The sequence below is a fragment of the Streptomyces sp. NPDC050842 genome (genome assembly GCF_044456565.1).
Lineage (GTDB): Bacteria > Actinomycetota > Actinomycetes > Streptomycetales > Streptomycetaceae > Streptomyces.
Genome location: NZ_JBITGA010000002.1, coordinates 876,220 through 898,998, shown reverse-complemented (window position 1 = coordinate 898,998; position 22,779 = coordinate 876,220). Strand labels below are relative to the sequence as shown.

General features: G+C 69.8%; 19 protein-coding genes and 2 pseudogenes. 14 read left to right on the top strand and 7 right to left on the bottom strand.

Going from position 1 to position 22,779, the window contains the following annotated elements:
* The first annotated feature begins 1 nt into the window (after position 1).
* From ACIBG6_RS09185 to ACIBG6_RS09175, 3 genes are all read left to right on the top strand, one after another.
* Positions 2 to 667 (top strand): potassium-transporting ATPase subunit C, encoded by a 666-nt coding sequence (locus ACIBG6_RS09185; RefSeq protein ID WP_399221929.1) that lies wholly within the window; start codon positions 2 to 4, stop codon positions 665 to 667.
* A gap of 115 nt (positions 668 to 782) precedes the next feature.
* Positions 783 to 1,475 (top strand): response regulator, encoded by a 693-nt coding sequence (locus ACIBG6_RS09180; protein ID WP_399221928.1) that lies wholly within the window; start codon positions 783 to 785, stop codon positions 1,473 to 1,475.
* Between the two features lie 14 nt (positions 1,476 to 1,489).
* On the top strand, positions 1,490 to 4,033 hold the full coding sequence (locus tag ACIBG6_RS09175; RefSeq protein ID WP_231076041.1) for a sensor histidine kinase KdpD: 2,544 nt from the start codon (positions 1,490 to 1,492) through the stop codon (positions 4,031 to 4,033).
* A 120-nt stretch (positions 4,034 to 4,153) separates the two neighbouring features.
* On the opposite strand, the gene ACIBG6_RS09170 is transcribed toward ACIBG6_RS09175, so the two are convergent.
* From ACIBG6_RS09170 to ACIBG6_RS09155, 4 genes and pseudogenes are all read right to left on the bottom strand, one after another.
* On the bottom strand, positions 4,154 to 4,939 hold the full coding sequence (locus ACIBG6_RS09170) for an ABC transporter permease (RefSeq protein WP_399221927.1): 786 nt from the start codon (positions 4,937 to 4,939) through the stop codon (positions 4,154 to 4,156).
* Positions 4,936 to 5,481, bottom strand: a pseudogene (locus ACIBG6_RS09165) (ABC transporter); the annotation flags it as partial. The pseudogene ACIBG6_RS09165 and the gene ACIBG6_RS09170, both read right to left, overlap by 4 nt.
* Positions 5,482 to 5,490: 9 nt before the next feature.
* Positions 5,491 to 6,057: a transposase gene (locus tag ACIBG6_RS09160; RefSeq protein WP_399221969.1), complete on the bottom strand. Its 567-nt coding sequence runs from the start codon at positions 6,055 to 6,057 to the stop codon at positions 5,491 to 5,493.
* Positions 6,024 to 6,458 (bottom strand): winged helix-turn-helix domain-containing protein, encoded by a 435-nt coding sequence (locus ACIBG6_RS09155; protein WP_399221926.1) that lies wholly within the window; start codon positions 6,456 to 6,458, stop codon positions 6,024 to 6,026. Before ACIBG6_RS09155 ends, ACIBG6_RS09160 begins: the two co-directional genes overlap by 34 nt.
* A gap of 1,277 nt (positions 6,459 to 7,735) precedes the next feature.
* Between ACIBG6_RS09155 and ACIBG6_RS09150 the strand changes: the two genes are divergently transcribed.
* The 6 genes and pseudogenes from ACIBG6_RS09150 (at position 7,736) to ACIBG6_RS09125 (ending at position 11,980) form a co-directional block, all read left to right on the top strand.
* Positions 7,736 to 8,701, top strand: a complete 966-nt coding sequence (locus tag ACIBG6_RS09150) for a hypothetical protein (protein WP_399221925.1) — start codon at positions 7,736 to 7,738, stop codon at positions 8,699 to 8,701.
* Positions 8,702 to 8,909: 208 nt separating this feature from the next.
* Complete coding sequence (locus tag ACIBG6_RS09145) at positions 8,910 to 10,532, top strand: serine/threonine-protein kinase (protein ID WP_399221924.1); 1,623 nt, start codon at positions 8,910 to 8,912, stop codon at positions 10,530 to 10,532.
* Positions 10,468 to 10,695, top strand: a pseudogene (locus ACIBG6_RS09140) (response regulator transcription factor); the annotation flags it as partial. The gene ACIBG6_RS09145 and the pseudogene ACIBG6_RS09140, both read left to right, overlap by 65 nt.
* A gap of 3 nt (positions 10,696 to 10,698) precedes the next feature.
* Positions 10,699 to 10,953, top strand: coding sequence for a hypothetical protein (locus ACIBG6_RS09135; RefSeq protein WP_399221923.1), 255 nt, complete (start codon positions 10,699 to 10,701; stop codon positions 10,951 to 10,953).
* Positions 10,950 to 11,552: a hypothetical protein gene (locus ACIBG6_RS09130; protein WP_399221922.1), complete on the top strand. Its 603-nt coding sequence runs from the start codon at positions 10,950 to 10,952 to the stop codon at positions 11,550 to 11,552. The genes ACIBG6_RS09135 and ACIBG6_RS09130 overlap by 4 nt, the downstream gene beginning before the upstream one ends.
* Positions 11,516 to 11,980 carry a transposase gene (locus tag ACIBG6_RS09125; RefSeq protein ID WP_399221921.1) on the top strand — a complete coding sequence of 155 codons (465 nt, stop codon included), beginning with the start codon at positions 11,516 to 11,518 and terminating at the stop codon, positions 11,978 to 11,980. Before ACIBG6_RS09130 ends, ACIBG6_RS09125 begins: the two co-directional genes overlap by 37 nt.
* A 256-nt stretch (positions 11,981 to 12,236) precedes the next feature.
* On the opposite strand, the gene ACIBG6_RS09120 is transcribed toward ACIBG6_RS09125, so the two are convergent.
* Positions 12,237 to 13,463 carry a metallophosphoesterase gene (locus tag ACIBG6_RS09120; protein WP_399221920.1) on the bottom strand — a complete coding sequence of 409 codons (1,227 nt, stop codon included), beginning with the start codon at positions 13,461 to 13,463 and terminating at the stop codon, positions 12,237 to 12,239.
* Positions 13,464 to 13,884: 421 nt separating this feature from the next.
* Here ACIBG6_RS09120 and ACIBG6_RS09115 point away from each other — a divergent pair, with 421 nt between their 5' ends.
* Positions 13,885 to 15,324, top strand: a complete 1,440-nt coding sequence (locus ACIBG6_RS09115; RefSeq protein ID WP_399221919.1) for an MFS transporter — start codon at positions 13,885 to 13,887, stop codon at positions 15,322 to 15,324.
* A gap of 25 nt (positions 15,325 to 15,349) precedes the next feature.
* The gene (locus ACIBG6_RS09110; RefSeq protein ID WP_399221918.1) at positions 15,350 to 16,006 is read left to right on the top strand and encodes a TetR/AcrR family transcriptional regulator; all 657 of its coding nucleotides are present in this window, start codon (positions 15,350 to 15,352) and stop codon (positions 16,004 to 16,006) included.
* A 103-nt stretch (positions 16,007 to 16,109) separates the two neighbouring features.
* Here ACIBG6_RS09110 and ACIBG6_RS09105 read toward each other — a convergent pair whose 3' ends face one another.
* A complete protein-coding gene (locus tag ACIBG6_RS09105) occupies positions 16,110 to 17,234 on the bottom strand; it encodes an agmatine deiminase family protein (RefSeq protein WP_399221917.1) in 1,125 nt (374 codons plus the stop codon).
* Positions 17,235 to 17,285: 51 nt separating this feature from the next.
* Positions 17,286 to 18,740: a purine-cytosine permease family protein gene (locus ACIBG6_RS09100; protein WP_399221916.1), complete on the bottom strand. Its 1,455-nt coding sequence runs from the start codon at positions 18,738 to 18,740 to the stop codon at positions 17,286 to 17,288.
* 370 nt (positions 18,741 to 19,110) lie between these two features.
* Here ACIBG6_RS09100 and ACIBG6_RS09095 point away from each other — a divergent pair, with 370 nt between their 5' ends.
* The 3 genes from ACIBG6_RS09095 to ACIBG6_RS09085 all read left to right on the top strand — a co-directional run bounded on the left by ACIBG6_RS09095 (position 19,111) and on the right by ACIBG6_RS09085 (position 22,776).
* Complete coding sequence (locus ACIBG6_RS09095; protein WP_399221915.1) at positions 19,111 to 19,857, top strand: TetR/AcrR family transcriptional regulator; 747 nt, start codon at positions 19,111 to 19,113, stop codon at positions 19,855 to 19,857.
* Positions 19,858 to 20,224: 367 nt separating this feature from the next.
* Positions 20,225 to 21,064 (top strand): urease subunit gamma, encoded by an 840-nt coding sequence (gene ureA / locus ACIBG6_RS09090; protein ID WP_399221914.1) that lies wholly within the window; start codon positions 20,225 to 20,227, stop codon positions 21,062 to 21,064.
* On the top strand, positions 21,064 to 22,776 hold the full coding sequence (locus ACIBG6_RS09085) for an urease subunit alpha (protein ID WP_399221913.1): 1,713 nt from the start codon (positions 21,064 to 21,066) through the stop codon (positions 22,774 to 22,776). Before ureA ends, ACIBG6_RS09085 begins: the two co-directional genes overlap by 1 nt.
* The last annotated feature ends 3 nt before the right edge of the window (positions 22,777 to 22,779 follow it).

The window sequence follows — 22,779 nt, the reverse complement described above, 5'->3', positions numbered from 1 at the left end:
GATGAACAACTCAGCAGCGAACACCGGCCGCGTGCTCTGGGCGGGCCTGCGTGCCCTCCTCGTCCTGACCGTGATCACGGGTGTCCTCTACCCGCTGGCCGTCACCGGGATCGCCCAAGTGGCCTTCCCCGGCAAGGCGAACGGCTCCGAGGTGAAGGTGGACGGCAAGGTCGTCGGCTCCGAGCTCATCGGCCAGACCTACAACCTGCCCCTCAAGGAGGGTGAGGAGACCGCGGCCCCGGACCTGAAGTGGTTCCAGCCGCGCCCGTCGAACGGCCTGGGCTCCAACAGCGTCAACACCCAGTACTCGATCATCCTCTCCGGCGCCACCAACCGTTCCGGTGACAACGAGGACCTGATCACCTGGGTCAAGGACGCGAAGGCGGCCGTGATCAAGGACAACTCGGTGAACGGCTACACGGTGCAGCCGTCGGACGTGCCCGCCGACGCGGTCACCTCCTCCGGCTCCGGCCTGGACCCGCACATTTCCCCGGAGTACGCGAAGCTCCAGGTCCACCGGATCGCCGAGAAGAACAACCTCGACGTCAAGCAGGTAAAGAAGCTCGTCGCCGACCACACCGACGACCGCATCCTCGGCTTCATCGGCGAGCCCCGCGTCAACGTCCTCCAGCTCAACATCGCGCTCAAGGAATTGACCAAGGGCTGATGGCCTTATCGAAGCGGCATGGGAGCCGGCGGACCCGGGAGTGCCCCGGGTCCGCCGGCTCCCGCAGCACGACGAACGACACGAACCGCACGTACAAGAGGAAGGCAGCACGCCGATGACGCGGGTGCTGGTGGTCGAGGACGACGCGCAGCTCGCACGAGCGCTGGTGATCAACTTGCAGGCGCGCCGATACGTGGTGGATGCGGCACCGGACGGTGCCACGGCACTGTCCCTCGCCGCTTCCGAACCACCGGACGTGTTGATCGTCGACCTGGGACTGCCGGACATGGACGGCGTCGACGTCATCAAGGCGTTGCGGCGCTGGAGCCGTTCCCCCGTGCTCGTCCTCTCGGCGCGTAGCGGTTCCGAGGACAAGATCCGCGCCCTCGACGCCGGCGCGGACGACTACATGACCAAGCCCTTCAGCATGGACGAGCTCCTGGCCCGGCTGCGTGCCGCCACCCGGCGTACGGCCGAGGCGCCGGCGGAGTCACCGGCCACGGGCGGCGGCCGGGTCGTCACCGACGAGTTCACCGTCGACCTGGTGGCGAAGAAGGTGAAGCGTGTGGACCGGGACGTAAGGCTCACCCCGACCGAATGGCATCTGCTGGAAATACTGATCTGCAACCCGGGGCGTCTCATCAGCCAGCGCCGACTGCTCCAGGAGGTATGGGGCCCGAGTTACAGCACCAAGACGAACTACTTGCGGGTCTACATGGCCCAGCTGCGACGCAAACTGGAAGTGGACCCGTCGCACCCTCGCTATCTGATCACCGAACCCGGTATGGGCTACCGGTTCGAACCGTAGGAGAGACGCAGTACATGGGACGCGGAAAGCTGCGCATCTACCTGGGAGCGGCGCCGGGCGTCGGCAAGACGTACTCCATGCTCTCCGAGGGGCACCGGCGCGTCGAACGCGGTACGGACTGCGTCGTCGCCTTCGTGGAGCACCACAACCGGCCCCGGACCGAGGTCATGCTGCACGGCCTGGAGATGATTCCGCGCCGGACGATCGAGTACCGCGGCACCTCCTTCACGGAAATGGACGTGGACGCCGTCCTGGCCCGGCGGCCCGCCGTCGCGCTCGTCGACGAACTGCCGCACACGAACGTGCCGGGCTCGCGGAACGCCAAGCGCTGGCAGGACGTCGAGGAGCTGCTCGCGGCTGGTATCGACGTCGTGTCGACGGTCAACATCCAGCACCTGGAGTCCCTCGGGGACGTCGTCGAGGCCATCACGGGTATCCGGCAGAAGGAGACCGTCCCGGACGAGATCGTCCGGCGCGCCGACCAGATCGAGCTGGTCGACATGTCGCCCCAGGCGCTGCGCCGCCGCATGGCGCACGGCAACATCTACAAGTCGGACAAGGTCGACGCGGCCCTCTCCAACTACTTCCGCCCCGGCAACCTGACCGCCCTGCGTGAGCTGGCCCTGCTGTGGACGGCCGATCGGGTCGACGAGTACCTCCAGGAGTACCGGACCGAGCACCGCGTCTCCAAGATCTGGGGCTCCCGCGAGCGGATCGTCGTCGGCCTCACCGGCGGCCCGGAGGGACGGACCCTGATACGCCGCGCGGTGCGGCTGGCCGAGAAGGGCGCGGGTGGCGAGGTCCTCGCCGTCTACATTTCGCGCAGCGACGGTCTGACCTCAGCCTCCCCGAAGGAGCTGGCGGTCCAGCGGACCCTCGTCGAGGACCTCGGCGGCACCTTCCACCACGTCGTCGGCGACGACGTCTCCGCGGGGCTGCTCGAATTCGCGCGCGGGGTGAACGCCACCCAGATCGTGCTCGGGGTGAGCCGCCGCCGCTCCTGGCAGTACCTCTTCGGCCCCGGTGTCAGCGGGACGGTCGCCCGCGAATCCGGGCCCGACCTCGACGTCCACATCGTCACCCACGACGAGGCGGCGAAGGGCCGCCGGCTGCCCGGTCCCGGGGGCGCCCGGCTCGGCCGGTCCCGGACCATCTGGGGCTGGCTCGTGGGCCTGGCCGGCCCGGCCCTGCTCACTCTGCTCCTCAGTACCGCCGCCCCCGACGTGGGCCTGGCCAACGACGTCCTGCTCTACCTCACGCTCACCGTCGCCGCGGCGCTCCTGGGCGGACTCAAGCCGGCGCTGGCCTCCGCCGCCTTCGGCTCGCTGCTCCTGAACTGGTTCTTCACCCCGCCGATCCACCAGCTCACCATCGCCGACCCGCGCAACATCGTCGCCTTGGCGATCTTCGTGGGGGTGGCGATCTCGGTGGCCTCGGTCGTGGACCTGGCCGCGCGCCGGACGCACCAGGCCGCCCGCCTGCGGGCCGAGTCGGAGACCCTGTCCTTCCTCGCCGGGAGCGTGCTGCGGGGCGAGACGACGCTCGAAGCGCTCCTCGAACGGGTCCGGGAGACCTTTTCCATGGAGTCGGTCGCCCTCCTGGAACGCCCCGACGAGACGGAGCCGTGGTCCTGCGTCGCCGTCGTCGGCCACCGGCCGGCCGATCGCCCGGAGGACGCGGACGTGGACATGCCGGTGGGTGACCACTTGGCCCTCGCGCTGTCGGGCCGGGTGCTGCCGGCGGAGGACCGGCGCGTGCTCGGCGCCTTCGCGGCCCAGGCCGCGGTGGTTCTCGACCGGCAGCGGCTCGTGGGCGAGGCGGAGGAGGCCCGGAAGATGGCGGAGGGCAACAAGATCCGTACGTCGCTCCTCGCGGCCGTCAGCCATGACCTGCGTACGCCGCTCGCCGGCATCAAGGCATCGGTCACGTCGCTGCGCTCCGACGATGTCGAGTGGTCGGACGACGACCGGGCCGAACTCCTCGAAGGCATCGAGGACGGCGCCGACCGCCTCGACCACCTCGTCGGCAACCTGCTGGATGTCTCCCGCCTGGAGACCGGGACCGTCACCGCCGTCATCCGGGAGACCGACCTCGACGAGGTCGTCCCGATGGCCCTGCTCGGAGTCCCCGAGGACAGCGTGGAACTCGACATCCCCGAGACGCTCCCGATGGTGGCAGTCGACCGCGGCCTGCTGGAACGGGCGGTCGCCAACGTCGTCGAGAACGCCGTCAAGTACAGCCCGCCCGGGCAACCCGTCCTCGTCTCGGCGAGCGCCCTGGCCGACCGAGTTGAACTACGAGTCGTCGACCGCGGCCCCGGCGTCCCCGACGAAGCCAAGGACCGCATTTTCGGCGCTTTCCAGCGGTACGGCGACGCCCCGCGGGGTGAGGGTGTCGGTCTCGGCCTGGCGGTGGCACGGGGCTTCGTGGAGGCGATGGGCGGCACGGTGACGGCGGAGGACACCCCCGGTGGTGGGCTGACCATGACGGTCACACTGCGGATGGCCGCCGGGGCCCCGCCGTCCGTTTCGGACCTGGCGGCCGGCGCGACCACCTGATGCCGGTGGACCTGCGGGGGCCGAGGACGCGGACGGGGCGGCGTAAGCCGACGTGGTGTCGGGGGTACGCCGCCCTCGGGTGGGACGCGTTGCGAGTGGTGGCCCGCGTGTTCACGGCTCCTACTTGGGGTTGCGGTTGAACACCGCCTTGGACCAGAAGTAGCCGAGGGTGGCGAGGCCGAGACACCAGGCGACGGCGAGCCAGCCGTTGTAGCCGATCTCGGTGCCCAGGAGCAGGCCGCGGAGGGTTTCGATGGCGGGGGTGAAGGGCTGGTACTGGGCGATGGGCTGGAACCAGCCGGGCATCTGGTCGACGGGGACGAAGGTGCTGGAGATCAGCGGGAGGAAGATCAGCGGCATCGCGTTGTTGCTGGCGGCCTCGGCGTTCGGGCTGACCATGCCCATGCCGACGGCGATCCAGGTGAGCGCCAGGGCGAAGAGGGTGAGGAGTCCGAAGGCGGCGAGCCATTCCAGGGCGGTGGCGTCGGTGGAGCGGAAGCCGATGGCGGCGCCGACGGCGCCGACGAGGACGACGCTGATGACGGACTGCAGGACGCTACCGATGACGTGACCGGTGATGACGGAGCCGCGGTGGATGGCCATGGTGCGGAAGCGGGCGATGATGCCCTCGGTCATGTCGGTGGAGACGGAGACCGCGGTGCCGATCGTGGTGGAGCCGATCGTCATCAGCAGCAGACCGGGGACCAGGTAGGCGATGTAGTCGGAGCGGTCGCCGCCTCCGATGCCCGCGCTCATCGTGTCGCCGAAGATGTAGACGAACAGCAGGAGCAGCATGATCGGCGTGAGCAGCAGGTTCAGGGTGAGGGAGGGGTAGCGCCGGGCGTGCAGGAGGTTGCGGCGCAGCATCGTGGACGTGTCGCGGGCGGCGAGTGACAGAGAGCTCATCGGACGGACTCCTTCGACTGGGCGGGGACGTTGGTGGCGGTGAGGGCGAAGAACACGTCGTCGAGGTCGGGGGTGTGGACAGTGAGCTCGTCGGCCTCGATGCCGGCGGAGTCGAGTCGGTCGAGGACGGCGCGCAGTTCGCGCTGGCTGCCGTCGCTGGGGAGCTGCAGCGCGAGGGCCTCGTCGTCGCTGGTGGCGTCGTGGAGGGTGGTGGCGGCGGTGCGATAGGCGTTCGGGTCGGTGAAGCGGAGGCGTACGTGCCCGCCGGGGATGAGCCGCTTGAGTTCGTCGGCGGTGCCTTCGGCGGCGATCTTTCCGTCGTTGAGGACGGCGATGCGGTCGGCGAGCTGATCGGCTTCTTCGAGGTACTGGGTGGTGAGGAAGACGGTGACCCCGCCGGTGACCAGCTCGCGGATGATCTGCCACATGTTGTGGCGGGAGCGGGGGTCCAGGCCGGTGGTGGGCTCGTCGAGGAAGATGATCCGCGGGCTGCCGACCAGGGGCATGGCGATGTCCAGACGGCGCTTCATGCCCCCGGAGTACTGAGGTTTTCACGGTGGGGTCGGTGGGCTGATAGCCAGACCCGTGGCGGTGAGGCAGCCGTCGATCAGGTGGGGTCGGAGCTGGATCCTGCGTAACTCGTGGCGAAGGGTGCGGTCGAGGTCGTCGGATGTGTTGAAGGCGGTATTGGCCATCGCCCTGCGTACCAGCGACCAGACGGCCTCGACGGGATTGAGGTCAGGTGCATAGGGCGGGAGGCGGACGGTGGTGAGCCAGTCATGCCCGGCCTCGTACCGCTTCAGCCCGGCGGCCAGGTGAGTGTTGAGATTGTCCCAGACCACCACGATCGGCCCGCCGAGCTGGATGTGCGCGCGGACCAGCAGGTCACGGTAGTCCTTCCAGGAGAAACTCTTGCGTGCACCCTTGAGGAGGAGATGGGTGCGGGGCCGGTGGATGAGGCGGCTCTTCTCGCCGTGTTTATAGCAGCACAATGCGGCGACCGAGGTCCGGCGGCGGGACCTGCCGCGGACGCGGATGACAGGGGTGTGTCCGCGTCGGCCCCAGGTGCGGGCGCGGGGCGGAGTCATCGAGAAGCCGGCCTCGTCCTCGAAGACGATCCAGGCACCGGACGCCGCCGCGAGCCTTTTACCTGCGGCCACACCTCCCTCTTCCACAGCTCCACCGCGTGCTCGTCGCGTTCGAGTGCTCTGCGGGCGGGTGCCTGCCAGGACCAGCCGTGCCGTTTCAACAGCCGCCACACCGTCGCCACCGACAACGTCAGGCGCAGACGGCGTCGGATCACGGTCTGCACCCGGGCCAGGGTCCAGCGCTGATCGTCGAAGCCGTGCGCGGCCGGTCCCTTGCCGAGTTCCTCCTCGAGCACGGCGAACTGGGCGTCGGTGACGATCGGGGAGTTCGCCGGCCCCGCCGAGCGCAGGGCCTCCATGCCGCCCTCGCGCCAGGAACGACGCCAGCGTTCCCCCGACCGCATGCTCACCCGCAGATCCTGCGAGATCACCGCGGTCTTCTCACCTGCCGCGAACCTCTGCCCGGCCTGAAGCCGGATCCCCCCCGACGCTCAGCGGTCAGGCCCCCACCTTCCGGATACCTCATCCCACCGGCATACCGCGAGGATCATGAATCGTCACCACCCGACGACAACCCGAAAACCTCAGTAGCTGGCGAGGTTTTCGTGCGGGAGGTCTGGGAGCGCGGCGGGGTGCCGGCGGTGTGCGAGGCGAGATGGCCACGCGGCGGCTCCGGTGTGAAGGGTGCGTCGGCGGTTTGGCGGGTTCTGTGGCCTCCGCGTCAGAGGCTGTTGGGTGTGCTCAGAAGAAGCCCAGCTTCTTCGGTGAGTAGCTGACCAGCAGGTTCTTCGTGTGCTGGTGGTACACGACTCGCGCGGCCGCTGACCAGCGGAAACGGCTACAATCCGGCCAGGCTGCAGGCGGCTGGTCCGCGTATGGCTCGGATCTTGGTCGGCACGGAGGGGACCCCTGACCGTCGGCCCGTGGTCCCTTCCAGCGCACTCGGGAACGGCATACCCATCACCGACGTAGCGCAATGGATGGGGCCCAAGTCCATCGAGGAGACGTATCGAACCTCTCGGCACCTGATGCCGGGGAACATCACCAAGGCTGCCCGCATTCTGGATGCCGGCCTCGGAGAAACAGCGTGACGTGTCTCTGGAAGCCGCTCCCGACGTCGACGGAGAGGAGTCGGCCGGGGCAGGCCGGACCGGCGGCTTGCGACTTCGCGGCGGTCCAGTTTCGGCGGGCGCCAGGAACCTTGATGCGGCCGAAAGCGCGGATGGAGACGAGGCTGGCCTTTAACTCATCCGCCATGACGCTGGACTGCCGACTGCCGACTGCCGACTGGCGACTGCCGATATAAGTGCGAACCATGGCGGCACCGCAGCCCTTCAGCCGTGCGGAGCTGGCCGACGGGCCTGACCCAGCAGAGCGGCGTGTCGGTTACTCCGGGAACTGCGAGTCGCTCTGCCCGGGCCCAGTCTCGCTGTCCAGGGCCCGGCGGCGAATCGGGGCGGCACCGCTGCGGCGACTGTTCGAGGTCCTCGTTGGGCCCGTCGCCCACCTCGGGCAGGCAGGTTCCTTGCCGACCGGACGGCAAGCGCCGCCCCGTGCCGCCGAGGACATCGGTGACTGAGGTAGGTTCCGTCGGCCCTGCGGCCGCGGGACCCGATGGAAAAGCGTTTCGGTCACCAGAGGTCCGCTGAGTATTCTCCGGTCCTGCCTGCTTGCGGGCCCAGCCGCCGTACCCCTGAACGGAGGGCGCATGACCGAAGCCGACAGCACGCACGTCAACGCCGCAGAACTCCTGGCACTCTCGCTCCGTCACCTCGACGACGCCGACAGCCGTCGTCCGTTCATCGAGATCCCGACCCTCGACGATTCCACCCCTCTGCCCTTCCGGCCGTTCCCGGCCCTGTCGATCGCCATGGCCGGGCATGTCCTCTCCGCATGGGAGGTGAGGAGGTTCCAGGTCGAGCGCGCCAGGCGGGGTGAGCGCATACGGTTCTTCACCGCGGCGGGCGGCGAGCCCAGACGGGTGTTCCGTGCATGCACCGTCTTCGACCCCGAGCTGGGTACCCAGCGGGTTGTCGAGCTGTGCGGGCACTCCTTCTGCTCCAACGAGGCACCTGCGGCCCCAGGGAGCCGCTGCGCCGAGCACCTCGGCGATCCTGTACCGGACAGCTGCGGCCCGTACTTCTGGCTGCACATGGCCGGCGAAGCGGCCAGGTCGGTCGAGTACGGTCGCGGTGGTCTCACCGAGGCGGAGGCGCTGGCCGTGCACGCGGCCCGTGCCGGTGTGCCCATGGCCGAGGTGGGCCGCGCGAGCGGGATCCCTCGGTGGACGGTGCACGCCCTTAGTGGGGGATCCGCCAGGGTGCCTGAGGACGTGGACAGCTCCGACGACCCCGCGTGCTGGCCGCTTGTGCTCACTCCCGTGCGCGACATCACTGTCGCGGACGTCCGCCGTGTCTACGACTTCATGGGAGGCGACTTCGCCAAGCCCGCCCCGGATAGGGTGCTCGCCCGGAAGGACCGCTGGTACGAGTACGAGCCGCTGCGCAAGAACGGCCCGTTTCTGGTCCACGCGGAGGACGAGCACGGCTTCACGCTGGAGTGGTGGCAGATGCAGGACCATCTGCCGGAGCATCTTCTCGCCCGCTGTGGCGACGAGCGTCGTAGACGAGACATGTACGAGCCCCCCGGCGAGTGCGGCGACTGCGACTACTAGGGCCTGTCCGCAGGAGGGTGGAACCCGCAGCCATGGTGGCTTGGTGCTGCCGAATCAGGAGGAACGTAGAAGGAGCGTGTCGGGCACTGCGGACAGCACAACTGACGCAGCCCTGTGGGGCGCCCACGGTCATCTCCGGCCAAGGTCTGCTGTAACGCCGGCCCCCTATACTCGCGCCGGTCAGAGGCGCGGTTGAGGCGGGGGCGGAATGTTCGGATTCCACACGTACGGACTCGAGTTCGTCATATTTGCGGTGCTGATCATTGCCGCCTTCGCGCTGGTCGTGCGGTTGCTTTCGCTCCCGCTGCTGATCCGTTCCCAGCGAAGGGTCAGGCAGCGGGAGGCCGCGGCCTTCACGGGGGTGCCGGACGGCGACGGGAATAGGACGATTCCGCGCTTCGAGAGCGGCCTGGTCCTGGCCTGCGCAGCCGGACTGATGATCTTCCTGCCCAGCACCGACGCGCCCGTCGACTTCCGGACCCTCGCGACTGCGCCTTGGCCGAGCAGCCCTCTCAACGTGGGCGGCTGGATCTTCGAGATGCAACGGTGGGACGGCCGGCAGCCCCTCGACCTGGGCCAGGGAGAGGCCATCACCGTCTTCGTCTGCATGGCCCTGATTCTGGTGTTCTGGATTCTCACGCAGCGGAGGCTGTTGACGGCGGGTATGCCCGCCGGGCTGTGGAACTCCCGCCGCACGCGTACCCGGATCATCCGCGGCTTCATCCTGTGGGTGCTGCTGATGGTCGCGGTGATGCCCGTCGGCGTGACAGTGGCGGCCGCGGTGTTCCAGGGTGTCGCCTTCGCCGTCAGCTTCCGGCACCGTCCTCTGGCCACCACCACTCCGCCAAGCCCCACCCTCTACGTCCCCCCGACCGCCCCCGGCGCGGAAGTTCTACCCCCCGCCGGTCTCCAGTCCCCGGGATTCCCTGGGGCCTTCCCGCCGCTTCAGCCGCACGAACCCCAGGTCATCGGCGCGTACCACCTGCTGGGCAGGATCGGCGCCGGCGGCATGGGCACGGTCTACGCCGCCCGCCGTGCAGGCTCCGCGACCCAGGTGGCGCTGAAGACCATCAATCCCGAACTCCTCGGCAACGCAGACTTGCTGAGCCGCTTCGAACGCGAAGCCGAGGTCCTCGCCATGGTCTCGGGCGCGTACACAGCCCGTGTCCTCGACTCCGGAGTAGACGCCGGACGGCCCTTCCTGGCCATGGAGCTTCTCGACGGCCGCCCCCTCGACGCCCACCTGCGCGAACAAGGCCCGATCCGTGCCCCGCAGGCGCTGCGCGCCCTCGCCCTCGCACTCGCGACGGCACTGGGAGGCATCCACCGTCTGGGCCTGGTGCACCGGGACCTCAAGCCGGGCAACATCATGCTGACCAGCGACGGCCCGCGCCTCCTCGACTTCGGCATCGCCGCGATCGTGGACCGCACGAGGCTCACCCGCACCGGCGGCACACCGGGAACGCTGACCTACATGGCCCCCGAGCAGTTCGAAGAAACACAGCCCGGCCCGGCCGCAGACATCTGGGCATGGGCCTGCTGCGTGGTCGCCGCCGTCCACGGCGACAGCCCGTTCGCCGCGACCAGCATCGGCGCGGTATACCGCAGGATCACTGAGACGGGCCCGGAACCTGCGGCGCTCGACGCCCTGCAGGCGATCGACCCGGCCCTGGCCACTGTGGTCCGGCAAGCCCTGCGCACCGAACCGACAGGCCGTCCGGCCGACGGCACGGCGCTGCTCACCCTGCTGACCCACGGCCCGGGGAATACCGTGCCGGACGCCAGAGCCGTCCACGAGGAGATCACTGAGGGTTGGCGGGCCTTGGCGTGATGGCTGGTGTCCCATCCGGGCAGCGGAAGTCAAGCGAGGGGAGGTCCTCAGCCTCTTCGGACGCGGCCTGTCCAACCGCGAGCTCGCCGACGACCTCGGCATCAGCCCTGGTATCGCCAAGACCCATGTCGCGAACCTGCTCGCCAAACTCGGCGCCCGCGACCGGGTGCACCTCGACCCCCGCCAGCGCATCGCCTTGCGCGAAACGGTCGCCAAGGCCGCGCTGGGGCGCATCGTCATCATCTCGACCCACCTGGTGGAAGACATCCGCGGCCTGGCCGACCGGGTCATCGTTCTCAGCACGGGCAGCGTCGTCTTCGACGGCGACGTCCCCGCCCTGGAGGAACGCGCCCAGCCCGACGCGCCCGGTGACACCGACCTCGAGCGAGCCCTCGCCACCCTGATGGGAGAAGCAGAGTGAACGTCCACTCCCTCAGGTATGCGGTCCGCACCCTCATCGGCCCCTGGGTCGTCCTGCTCGCAACGGTGCTGGAAGTGCTCAACTTCTTCCAGCGTGGCATGCCGTGGCGCGGCGAGACTCTGTGGACGGTGGACTGGTTTCTCGGCGACGTGGAGCGCCTCAAGATCCTCGTCGACCAGCACGTGAGCTTTGCGTCTGCCGGGAGGGTCGACTTCGCGACCCGGATTGAGGACCTGGACAAGAAGGCCTCCTCGCCCAAGCGAACGATCGCCGTCACCAACACCATGCTGGTGCGCCAGGCCATTGAGTCCGGCGCCAGCGACACCGAGGCGGAGGCTGAGGTGACCGCAGCACTCCAACCCCTGCGGAAGGAGCTCGCCGAAGTCGAAGCTCTGCGTGCCGAGACGTCGGCCTGGGAGAAGGAGGCGCTGGATGCCACGGAGCGGGCGCAAGACCTCCAGTCCCTGGCGCGACATGCCCGCCGTCGGCTCACGCGGCTCAGCGCCGAGCGGCAGGTGGAGTTCTTGGAGCTGCTGGACATCGAAGCCACGATCGGGGGGAGGTGCCCGCGGCTCGGCGGGGGACCCCCTGCACCTTGACGGCGTGGTTGAGCGAGCGGGGGCGTGGGGTTCCGGTCCTGTCGGACGAAGCCTGGGGCGCGGTGTCACCGGTGATCCCCGTACGGTTCTCGGGGCGCAACCCGCGGCGGGCGCTCGACGGCGTGCTGCATAAGGTTCGCTCCGGCTGTCGCTGGAATCAGCTGCCGAGGGAGTACGGGCACTATCGCGCCGTCCAGGGGCAGCTTCATCGGTGGCGGAGGTCGGGGGCCATGGAGGAGGTGCTGGAGGCTCTGGCGAACTTCCCGAGCACGCCCCTCGTGGTGGAGGATCTGCCCCCACCCCTGAAGCTCACAGGGACGTTGATTCCAGAGCTGTTTCTCGGATTAGATCCGCACTCCGCAGAATCGTCTCGAAAGCGCCAGTACCCACAGAGAGGGTTTCGATTCTCTCTCCCAGAGGCTGACTGAACTGCATAAAGGCAGGGGCGCCCTCGGCGGCGGACCGGCCACGGCCCGGACGGCGGTCGACAACGCGACGAACCCGGACACGCGGCGCCGCCTGCTTGACGCGCACGCGGGACGGAGGGCGGCACCTCTCGCCGGCCGGCGAGCCACCCCCAGGGGCAGCCGGGGACGTGCCCGGTGCGTCCGTGCCCGGCCGCCGATGACGTGGGAGACGCCGAGGCCGCGTCATCGGTACCGACCACGTCGTCGGCGTCGCCGGTCACACGGTCGCGGGCATCGTCTTCGTCGAGGTGAAGCTGTGCGCGAGGTGCGCGGTCGACGTGGCGACGTCGACCGTGTACGCGTCGAACCCGACCGCGGTCGCCGACACCTTCATGATCATGAAGCCGCGCTGGGAGAAGTTCTGCCACCGCGCCGGGTGACTGCCGTGCTGCTGCCCGTCGCCCGCCTTGCCCGCCGCACCGCAGACGATCTGGCGCGTGCCCCGGCTGCGGGTGTTCGGCTCCAGGATCTGCTGCGTGTGGTCGTGCCCGGAGAGGATCAGGTCGGCGCGGCCGCAGATGACCTCCTCGTACAGCTCCTTGAGGTGGATTCCGCTGGTGTAGTCGCCGGTGGTGAAGCCGTCGAACGATCCCGCGCTGCCGTGGTGACCGTTGTTGATGTACGGGTGGTGGCCGAGGACGATCTTCCACGTCGCGCGCGAGGTGGTCAGCCCCTTCTCCAGCCAGGCGCGCTGCTCCCGCATGTACTGGCCGTTCCACCAGTAGTACGGGGCGATCTGCGCCGTCATCGAGGCGACGGGGTTGGTGTCCATCGCGAAGAACTCCACCAGCGGCACGGTCGGGTCCGCCCCGGACGGCAACGTGGCACCGTAATAGCGCCAGGGCATGTACCAGCGGGGCGAGGTGGCGGCGTACGCGACCTCGAAGTCCCCGCGCTCCGGCATTCCGCCGGAGCCGGGGATCAGGCCCGAGCAGTCGTGGTTGCCCAGGACCATCAGCCAGGGCACGTCGATCCCGGCGTTCGGGGTCTCGAACTTGGTCGCGAACTCCGAGTCGTCGCTGCTCTCGGGGCCGTTCTCGTAGAGGTTGTCGCCGAGGCCCACGGCCAGACCCACACCCTCCGCGGCGCAGATCTTGCGGGCCGCCGCGGCCACCGCGTACTGCTCCGCGGCGCCGGTGCCGGCGTCCCCGGTGATCAGTACGCGGTACTCGCCGGCGCTGTTCGGCCCGGAGGGGAAGGGGAACTTGGCGGCTCCGGCGGTCGTCGCCTGCTCGGCGGCCTGCGCGCGGCCCGCGGCGGGCGGGAGCACGGCGAGCGCCGCTCCGGCCGCCGCGACACCCAGTACGGCGCGTCGGCTGAATCCGGTGGTGGCTGCGGGGAGTTCGGTCGGCAGCGCGGCGGCACGCGTTACGGACGGATCCAGCTTCGTCCACTGGTCGTCGGTCAGGTCGGGGCGAGGGGGAATGAGGTCGTGATCGCACATGCCGTGATTTCTAAGGGAGTTGAGCGACATGGCGGTGACGGGGCGGTGAATCACGCATGCACATGACACGTGTAACCGATCGCTTCGGAATGAGGCTCGCAGGCGGCGGAGGCATACGAGGTCGCGGCCCCCTCGATGCGCAGCAGGTCGCAGTCCCCGATCGCCCGACGCGGCCGTGCTCGGTCCTGCCGCGCTGCGGATTTCGCGGCACCCGTTCGGCTCCGGGCGGGACCCCCGGCACTCCCGCCCGACCGGCAGGGGGCACGGCTGCGCGGGGCGGCGTCGCCACGTCGCCCGCGTGCGGAGCCGTGCCGTGCCGTGCCGGGCGGAACCGGATATGCGGAATCTATTCTCCGCTTCTGTTAGCCTCAGATGCGGAACTTAATCTCCGCTTACGTTGTTTCCGCTGGAGCCCACACCCATGGCCAGATCAAGCACCCGCCCCCACTACAACCTGACCTTCGCCGTGCTGCTGCTCGGCGTCGGCGCGTTCTCGCTGCTGCAATCGCTGGTGGTCCCGGTCCTACCGACCCTCACGGAGCAGCTGGACACCACCCAGGACACCGCGACCTGGCTGATGACCGGCTACCTGCTGTCGGCATCCGTGGCCACCCCGATCCTGGGTCGGATCGGGGACAAGGCAGGCAAGAGGCGGATGCTGATCGTCACGCTCGTCGCCCTCGCCGCCGGATCCGCACTGGCCGGCTTCTCCGACTCCATCGGACCGATGGTCGTCGCGCGGGTCATCCAGGGCGTGGGCGGTGCCGTGGTGCCGCTGGCCTTCGGCATCATCCGTGACGAGTTCCCCGCCGCGAAGGTCCGCAGCGCCGTCGGCGTCACCGCGGCCCTGACCGCGGTCGGCGCCGGGCTCGGGCTGATCCTGGCCGGGCCGATCGTGGACCACCTGGACTACCACTGGCTGTTCTGGGCGCCGATGATCCTCATCTGTGCCGCCGCCATCGCGACCTACCTGTTCGTCCCCGAGTCGCCTGTGCGCACCCCGGGACCGATCAACTGGGGTGCCGCGCTGCTGCTCTCCATCTGGCTGGTGGCCCTCCTGCTGGGCGTCAGCAAGGTGTCGAGCTGGGGCTGGGGCTCGCTGCGGACCGCGGGTCTGTTCGCGACCGCCCTGTTCTTCTTCGGCTACTGGTTCCTGGTCGAGGCGCGCTCGAAGGCTCCGCTGATCGACATGGCCATGATGCGCATCCCGGCCGTGTGGACCGCCAACCTGGTCGCACTGCTCCTGGGCATCGGGATGTACACCTCGATGACCTTCATGCCGCAGCTGGTCCAGACGCCCGAACACCTCGCTGGCTACGGCTTCAGCGCGAGCGTGACCCAGTCCGGCATCTACATGCTGCCGATGACGGCCGGCATGTTCGTCCTCGGCGTGCTGGCAGGCCCTCTGGCCGCCCGCTTCGGCTCCAAGCGCGTACTGATCACCGGCAGCCTGATCACCATCGCCCCGTTCGCGATGCTGGTCGCCGGCCACGACCACGCCTGGCAGATCTACACCGCTTCCGCCCTGATCGGCCTCGGCCTCGGCCTCGCCTTCTCCGCCATGTCCGCCATCGTCGTCGAGGCCGTCCCCCCGGCCCAGACCGGGGCCGCCAGCGGCATGAACGCCAACATCCGCACCATCGGCGGCGCCATCGGCAGCGCGATGGCGGCCAGTATCCTGTCCTCCGGGGTCACGGCCGCCCACCCGTTCCCCCAGGACTCCGGTTACACCAACACTTTCTGGTTCCTGACCGGCAGCGCCGTGCTCGCCGCCGCCGCGGCCTTCGCCATCCCGGCGGTCAAGCGCGGCCGGAGTGACCAGAGCGTGGGATCGCCCCGGCGCGCCATGGCCAGCCGGTGACCGAGCGCAAGGACCCGACCCTCGCATGACCACACCCCACCGGCCCGCATCGAACCAGCCCAGGACCATGCGCCGCGACGCGGCACAGAACCGGGAGCGGCTGCTGCGGGCCGCGTGGGAGGTCTTCGCCGAGCTCGGCCCCGACGCGGGCGTCGAGGTGATCGCTGCCCGTGCCGGCGTTGGCATGGGCACCCTCTACCGCCGCTTCCCCACCAAGGAAGACCTGCTCGCCGCACTCAGCGACGAGATCCTCGACTCGATCCTCGCCGTGGTCCGCCGCGCCGCCGCAGAGCCGCCCGCCGCCCGCGGCCTGGAACGGGCCCTGTGGGACACCGGCACGGTGCTGGCCGCCCACCACGGCTGGCTCACCCGCCTGTGGGCGGCCATCCCGCCCGAGGCGGACGAACGCCGCGCCGAACTCCTCTCCCTCCTCGACGGACTCCTCATCCGCGCCCAGGACGCCGGCGAGGTCCGCGAAGAGATCACCCTCAGCGATGTGTACGCCGGCCTTCTCGCGCTGCGCGTCCTGATCGACGACACCGAAGGCCGCACCCCCGACGTCTGGCGCCGCCACCTCGCCATCGTCCTCGCCGGCTTCCGCCCGGCCACCGAACCCCTGGCCCACCCCGCGACCGACGACACCTTGATCCGCGCCAACACGCCCAAGCGCCTTGCGGAGTGACGCAGCACCCCACCGGGTGACCTCGACGCGTCGCGAAGCTGAACCCCCCACCCGACCAGCATGCGCCGCCGGCGCTGATCGGGTGGGGGCGTCGAGGCTTCTGTCAGCCGATGCGCGGGATCTGCTGGGTGACGCAGTGCACCTGGCCGCCGTTCCAGGCGAGGGTGCGGGCCGATACGCCCACCACCTCGCGGTCGGGGTACAGGCTGCCGATGATGCTCAGGGCCGTGTTGTCCTCGGGCACTCCGGCGAGCGGGACGATCACTCCGCCGTTGACGGGGTAGTGGTTGGTGTAGCTGAAGATGACGACGTTCCTGCCCGATTCGAACCATCGGGGTTGGTCGTGGATCTCGGTGAGTTCGAATCTGCGGCCGCGGGCGTCCGTGCTTGCCTGGAGCACCGCCTTGTTGGCTGCCATGCGTTGCTCGTTCGGGCTGCCGGTGCCGGGCTGGGTGAGGATCAGCAGTTTGGCCGGTCCGACGTACGAGGCGCACAGGTCGACGTGTCCGTCGGTGTCATAGTCCCCGTCGAGGCCGTAGGGGAGCCAGATCACCTTCTGTGCTCCGTACGTGTCGAGCAGGACGTTCTCGATCTGGGCCTTGCTCATGGTGGGGTTGCGGTTGGGGTTGAGCAGGCATTCCTCGGTGACGATGAGGGTGCCTTGCCCGTCCTGGATGACCGAGCCGCCTTCCAGAACCATGTCGATCGGCTTGCGGGGGACTCCCAGGTAGTCGCAGGCACCGGTGGGCAGGTTGTCGTCGTTGCCGTAGGCGTACTTGTTGCCCCACCCGTTGAAGACGAAGTCGAGCCCGATCATCGCGGTGCGTGAGGTGTTGACGGTGAAGACCGGGCCGTTGTCCCGGGTCCAGCAGTCCCAGACGTCGTACTCGGTGACCTCGACGGTCGGCCCGCACTGTGCCCGGGCGTCGTCGGCCGTGCCGGGGTGGGCGACCATGATGACGCGTTCGAACCGGGCGATTGCCCTGGCGAGTCCGGCTATCTCGGCCTGGGCCTCGAGCATGTGCCCGCTCCAGCCGGCGCCGCCGGTCTCGTGCGGCCAGGCCATGAGGGTGCCGGCGTGCGGTTCGAACTCGCCGGGTACCGCGTAGCGTTGCGCGGCGGGCGCCGTGTCGGTCGCGGCGGCCGCGCGGCCGCCGAGCGCGACGACCGATGCGGCCATCAGGGCGGCGGCGCCGAAGCCGCGCCTGGACATCGATGATGTGGGCATCTGATCGATCCTCTTCCGAAGTGTGGACATGACGCGCGTGCTCCGTGGCCGTTACAGGTCGGATCGGGCCGCGGCAAGTTGGGTCGCGTACAGCCGCTTGAACAACACCGCGTACAGACCCGCGCCGATGACGGGACCGACGAGTGCGGACAGGTCCGCTCCCCCGAGTGCGACGGCGAGGGGTCCCTGGAAGTCCGTGGAGTTGATGAACAGCAGCGCGGTGGTGGTGCCGAGGATCTGCGCGGTGATGCCGGCCATGTTGACGCCCCCGTGGTACCAGTAGGCACTGGTGGGGGTCTCGTTGTGCAGTCCGGGGCCGCTGTAGCGGTTGCGGCGCAGGATGAGGTCCGTGACGCTGATGGCCAGGCCGGGGCCGAGTATGGCGACGGTGATCTCGAGGATCTGGCCGAGGGCGTCGATGAAGTCGGTGACGAACAGGGCGTACGCGGCGATGGCGACGCTGGCGACGCCGTCGAGCAGGACGGCGGCCCACTGCTTGATCGGCAGGCCGACGGCCTGCAGGGCCAGGCCGGAGCTGTACATGGTGAGGATGTTGCCGGCGATCGAGCCGATGACGATGGCCATCAGGAAGAGCGGGTAGAACCAGCCCGGCACGATCTCGCTCAGGGAGACCTGGGGGTCGGTCATATCGACGGCGGTGCCGGCGAGGACGCCGACCGCGCCGAGCAGGACCGAGGGGATGAAGCCGCCGAGTGCCGTCCATCCGGCCACCGCGCGAGGTGAGGAGTCGGCGGGCAGGTAGCGGGAGTAGTCGGATCCGGTGCCCCAGGACAGCGGGTTGGAGGCGATGATGGTGAAGCCGAGCAGCGCCATCGCGAGCAGGTCGTCGCCCTGCGGGGCGTCGACGGGCTGCTTTCCGGGCTCGGCGTCGGCGACGACGAATCCGGCGAGCACGGTCAGGGTGATGGTCAGCATCCAGGTGAATGCCGGGCTCAGGCGCAGGATGAGGGCGTGACCGAAGACGCTGACGACGATGGTGAGGATCGCCAGGACCAGGACGACGGCCCAGCGGGTCGCGGTGGTGACGGTGACGCCTAGCTGGTCGAGGAGCGCGAAGCTGGCGAGTGCGCCCATGGCGAGGTTGATGGCCCCGTACGCCACGCACACCGACCAGTTCGTGAGCACCGTCGATACGCGGTTTCCGCGGATGCCGAAGATGGCGCGGGTCTGAACGCTGGAGGGGGTGCCGGCGACCGGGCCGCTGACGGCAAGGATGCCGTTGAACACCCAGAACAGGTTGCCCAGGACGACGACGAGCAGTGCTTGCCAGGTGTTGAGCCCGAGGAGGACCAGGGTGCCACCCAGGACGACGGACAGGTAGTTCACGTTGGCTGCGGCCCAGACGAAGAGCAGGTCGCGGGGGCGGCCGTGGCGCTCGTCGTCGGGGATGTGATCGATGCCGCGGGTCTCGATATGCACCGCGTCGGGAGAGGCGGGGGGCAGCGCCTGGTCGGTCGCGGTTCTGGTGGGTTCAGCGGGGGTCACGGGGTTCTCCGGTTCATACGGGTCGAACGGGCCGAGAAGCGTCGCGGTCCAGGTGGGCATTGCGGTGCTGGTGGTGCGGTCGGGCCGCACCCCGGGGGCCGGCGTGGATGTGGATGCGGGAGCTGGAGGGCGGTCGCTGCCGCGGTGTGATGCCCGTGGCGGCCGCCGCGACGGCCTCGATCAAGTCGAAATCGCCCGTGGACATCTCCACGTCACCCGCGTCCCGTACACGCCATCGGGGTGAGCGTCGTGCCTCGGCGATTCATGAGTGTTGCCCTCCTTGCGCTTCCTGATGTTAAAGTCAGCGGCAGGTGGCTGACTTTAAGGTCAGCTAGAGACCGAGGACAAGAGCTGTGACAGGATCGATGCCGTGACCGAGCAGGAGATCAGGACCGACGGCGTGGCAGCGGATGCCGTCGGCGGCGCGCGGGAGAGCATCCTGCAGGCCGCCGTCGAGCTGATCGCGAGGGACGGCTTCGACGGCGTCCGCATCGCCGACATCGCCGCCCGCGCCGGTGTTTCCAGTGCGCTGGTGCACTACCACTTCACCGGCCGCGACCGGCTGCTGACCGGCGCGCTCGCGCACTCCCTCACCCGAGCCGAAGCCCGCCTCCCTGGCCGCACCCGACACGCCGACCGCGACACCCCGCCGCAGCGGTTGGCCGACCTCATCGACTTCGGACTCCCACTCACCCACGACGACGTCCTCGAATGCCGCCTGTGGGCCGAACTGGAGATCCGCTCCTCCGGATCACCCGAACTCGCGGCCACACTCACGGAGTTCCGCGCACGTATGCTGCGCCCGCTCACCGCGGTGGTCGAAGACGGGCTGCGCTCGGGAGACTTCCGCGACTGCGACCCCGCCGACGTGGCCACCGTTGCCCTCGCACTGCTCGACGGCCTCACCACCCGGCTGATCACCGAGACGTCCACGTCCACGCTCGGCCTGGCCGACGCCCGCCGCCTCGCCGCCGGCCAGATCACCCTCGCCGTCCACTACGACGACGACCTGCCCTTCCTTCCCCTGCCCGACCCCGGCACCCCATCCGTCGACCTGACGCCCCAACGCGCCACCCCCCGCCGCCGCCGCGCCCCACGCGCCCCGGCCCGCTCCTGAAGGACGCCGGACACCCGGCGTTCGCCCCGCTCCTGAAGGACGCCGGACCCCGCGCCCGCCCCGGCCCGAGCGCCGACGGCATCGGTTCGATCCGCGAAGAGACCGGCCGCACCGGGGCGGCCGGCAGGCGTACCCTGCCGAACCCGCCCTCGGCCGCGTGGCCGACGAGGCATGCGCCGGAGTCCATCCGGCGCCCTGTGATCGCCGGCGGCCTCGACCGCGGTGACGTGCCGGGACGCGCGATGTCGCCGCCGGGAAGACCCGACCCCACGAACACGCGGCGTACTTCCTTCTACCCCAACGGTGTTGACGTTTCTTCGGAACGCCGTTCGCTCTTGCCTTGACCGGCGCACCAATCGGAGGTTCCATGCGACTCACCCCGACGGAGCGCGACCGGCTGCTGATCTTCACGGCGGCCGAGCTCGCGCGTGCCCGCCGCGCCCGCGGCCTGCGGCTCAACGTCCCCGAAGCCCACGCGCTGATCGCCGACACCGTCTGTGAGGCGGCCCGCGACGGCAGGCGCCTCGTCGAGGCCATCGACCTCGCACGCAGCGTGCTCGGCCCCGACGACGTGCTGCCCGGGGTCGTCGACATCGTCGGCGACATCCAGGTCGAGGCGGTCTTCGACGACGCCACGCGGCTCGCCGTGGTCACCGACCCGTTCCGGTCCGCCGAAGGTGCGGGTGCGCCTCCCACCCCGGTCGACCGCGCCTGCCACGCCGGCGGTTCGCGTACCGGCGGCTTCGCCGCACCGCAGCCCGACGAGGCCGGACCCGGCTCACTGGGTGACGAGGCGCCCGGTGCGGTGCTGATCGGGGACGCCCCGAACGATCCGTTCGCCGACGCCGACGTGGTGACCGTCGACGTGCGCAACACCGCGGAGGTGCCGGTCAGCGTCACGTCGCACTTCCACTTCTTCGAAGCCAACCCCCGGCTGCTGTTCGACCGTTCGGCCGCCTACGGGCGTCGCGCCGCGATCCCGGCCGGCGCCACGGTGCGCTTCGACGCGGGCGCGACGGTCTCGGTCGGCCTGGTCCCGATCGGCGGGACGCGCATCGCGATCGGCTTCGCCGGACTGGTCGACGGGCCGTTGGACGCGCCCGGCGCGAAGAGCGAGGCACTGCGCCGCGCGCACGCCTGCGGCTACCTCGACACCGGCACCGACGTGACGGCAGAGCCCCGGATCTACAAGGAAGGTGCGGTCTGATGACTGCCGCGACCGGGGGATTCCTCGATCCCCGCGACTACGCCTCGACGTACGGCCCGCGCGCCGGCGACCGCATCCGGCTCGGCGACTCCGGGCTGATCATCGAGATCGAGTCGGACGCGCAACAGCACGGCGAGGAGTTCCTGGCCGGGTTCGGCAAGACCGCACGCGACGGGCTGCACTTGAAGGCGGAGACCGTCCGCGAGACGTGCGACGTCGTGATCAGCAACGTCGTCGTCATCGACGCCGTGCAGGGCATCCGCAAGGTGTCCATCGGCATCCGCGAAGGCCGCATCGCCTCGATCGGCCGGGCCGGAAACCCCGACACGCTCGACGGCGTGGACGTGGTGGTCGGCACCGGCACGACGATCGTCTCCGGCGAGGGCCTGATCGCCACCGCGGGCGCCATCGACACGCATGTCCACCTGATGAGCCCGCGGATCATGGAGGCGTCGCTCGCCGCGGGCGTGACGACGATCGTCGGGCAGGAGTTCGGGCCCGTGTGGGGCGTCGGCGTCAACTCGCCGTGGGCGCTGCGGCACGCCTTCTCCGCGTTCGACGCGTGGCCGGTCAACATCGCCTTCCTGGCCCGCGGTTCATCCTCCGGCCGCGGCCCGCTCGACGAGGCACTCGTCGAGGGCGGCGCATCCGGCTTCAAGGTCCACGAGGACATGGGCGCACACGCGAGGGCACTGGACACCGCGCTGCGCGTCGCCGAGGACCACGACGTGCAAGTCGCCCTGCACACCGACGGGTTGAACGAATGCCTGTCGGTAGAGGACACCCTCGCGGTGCTCGAAGGACGCACCATCCACGCGTACCACATCGAGGGCTGCGGTGGCGGGCACGTACCCAACGTCATGCGCATGGCCGGGGTCGCGAACGTCATCGGCTCGTCGACGAACCCGACGCTGCCGTTCGGACGCGACGCGCTCGCCGAGCACTTCGGCATGATCGTGTCCGCGCACGACCTCAAGCCGGACCTGCCCGGCGACGCCGCGATGGCGCGTGACCGCATCCGGGCCGGGACGATGGGTGCAGAGGATGTACTGCACGACCTCGGCGTCATCCCCATCACGTCGTCCGACGCCCAGGGCATGGGCCGCGCGGGCGAGACCGTCCGCCGTACGTTCGCCATGGCAGGCAAGATGAAGGCCGAACTCGGGCCCCTGGCAGGCGACCCCGCCGACGGACGGCACGACAACGCCCGGGTACTGCGCTACATCGCCAAGCTCACCATCAACCCGGCGATCGCGCACGGACTCTCGCACGAGGTCGGGTCGATCGAGCCCGGCAAGATGGCCGACCTCGTGCTGTGGCGGCCGGACCACTTCGGAGCCAAGCCGGAGCTCGTACTCAAGGCCGGGTTCCCCGCGTACGGCGTCGTCGGCGACCCCAACGCCTCCACCGACACATGTGAACCACTGGTACTCGGACCGCAGTTCGGCGCACACGGCGGAGCCCCGGCGGAACTGTCGGTCGCGTTCACCAGCCAGGCAGCCGCCGAGACCGGCGGCGACCTGATGCCCACCAAGCGGCGCCGCGTCGGAGTACGCGGCACGCGCGGGATCGGACCTGCGGCGATGCACTTCAACAACCGCACCGCCGAGGTCCGGGTCGCCGCCGACACCGGGCTGGTCACCCTCGACGGCGACCCGGTCATGTCGGAGCCGGCCGACTCCGTCTCCCTCAACCGCCTCTACTTCCTCTGACCC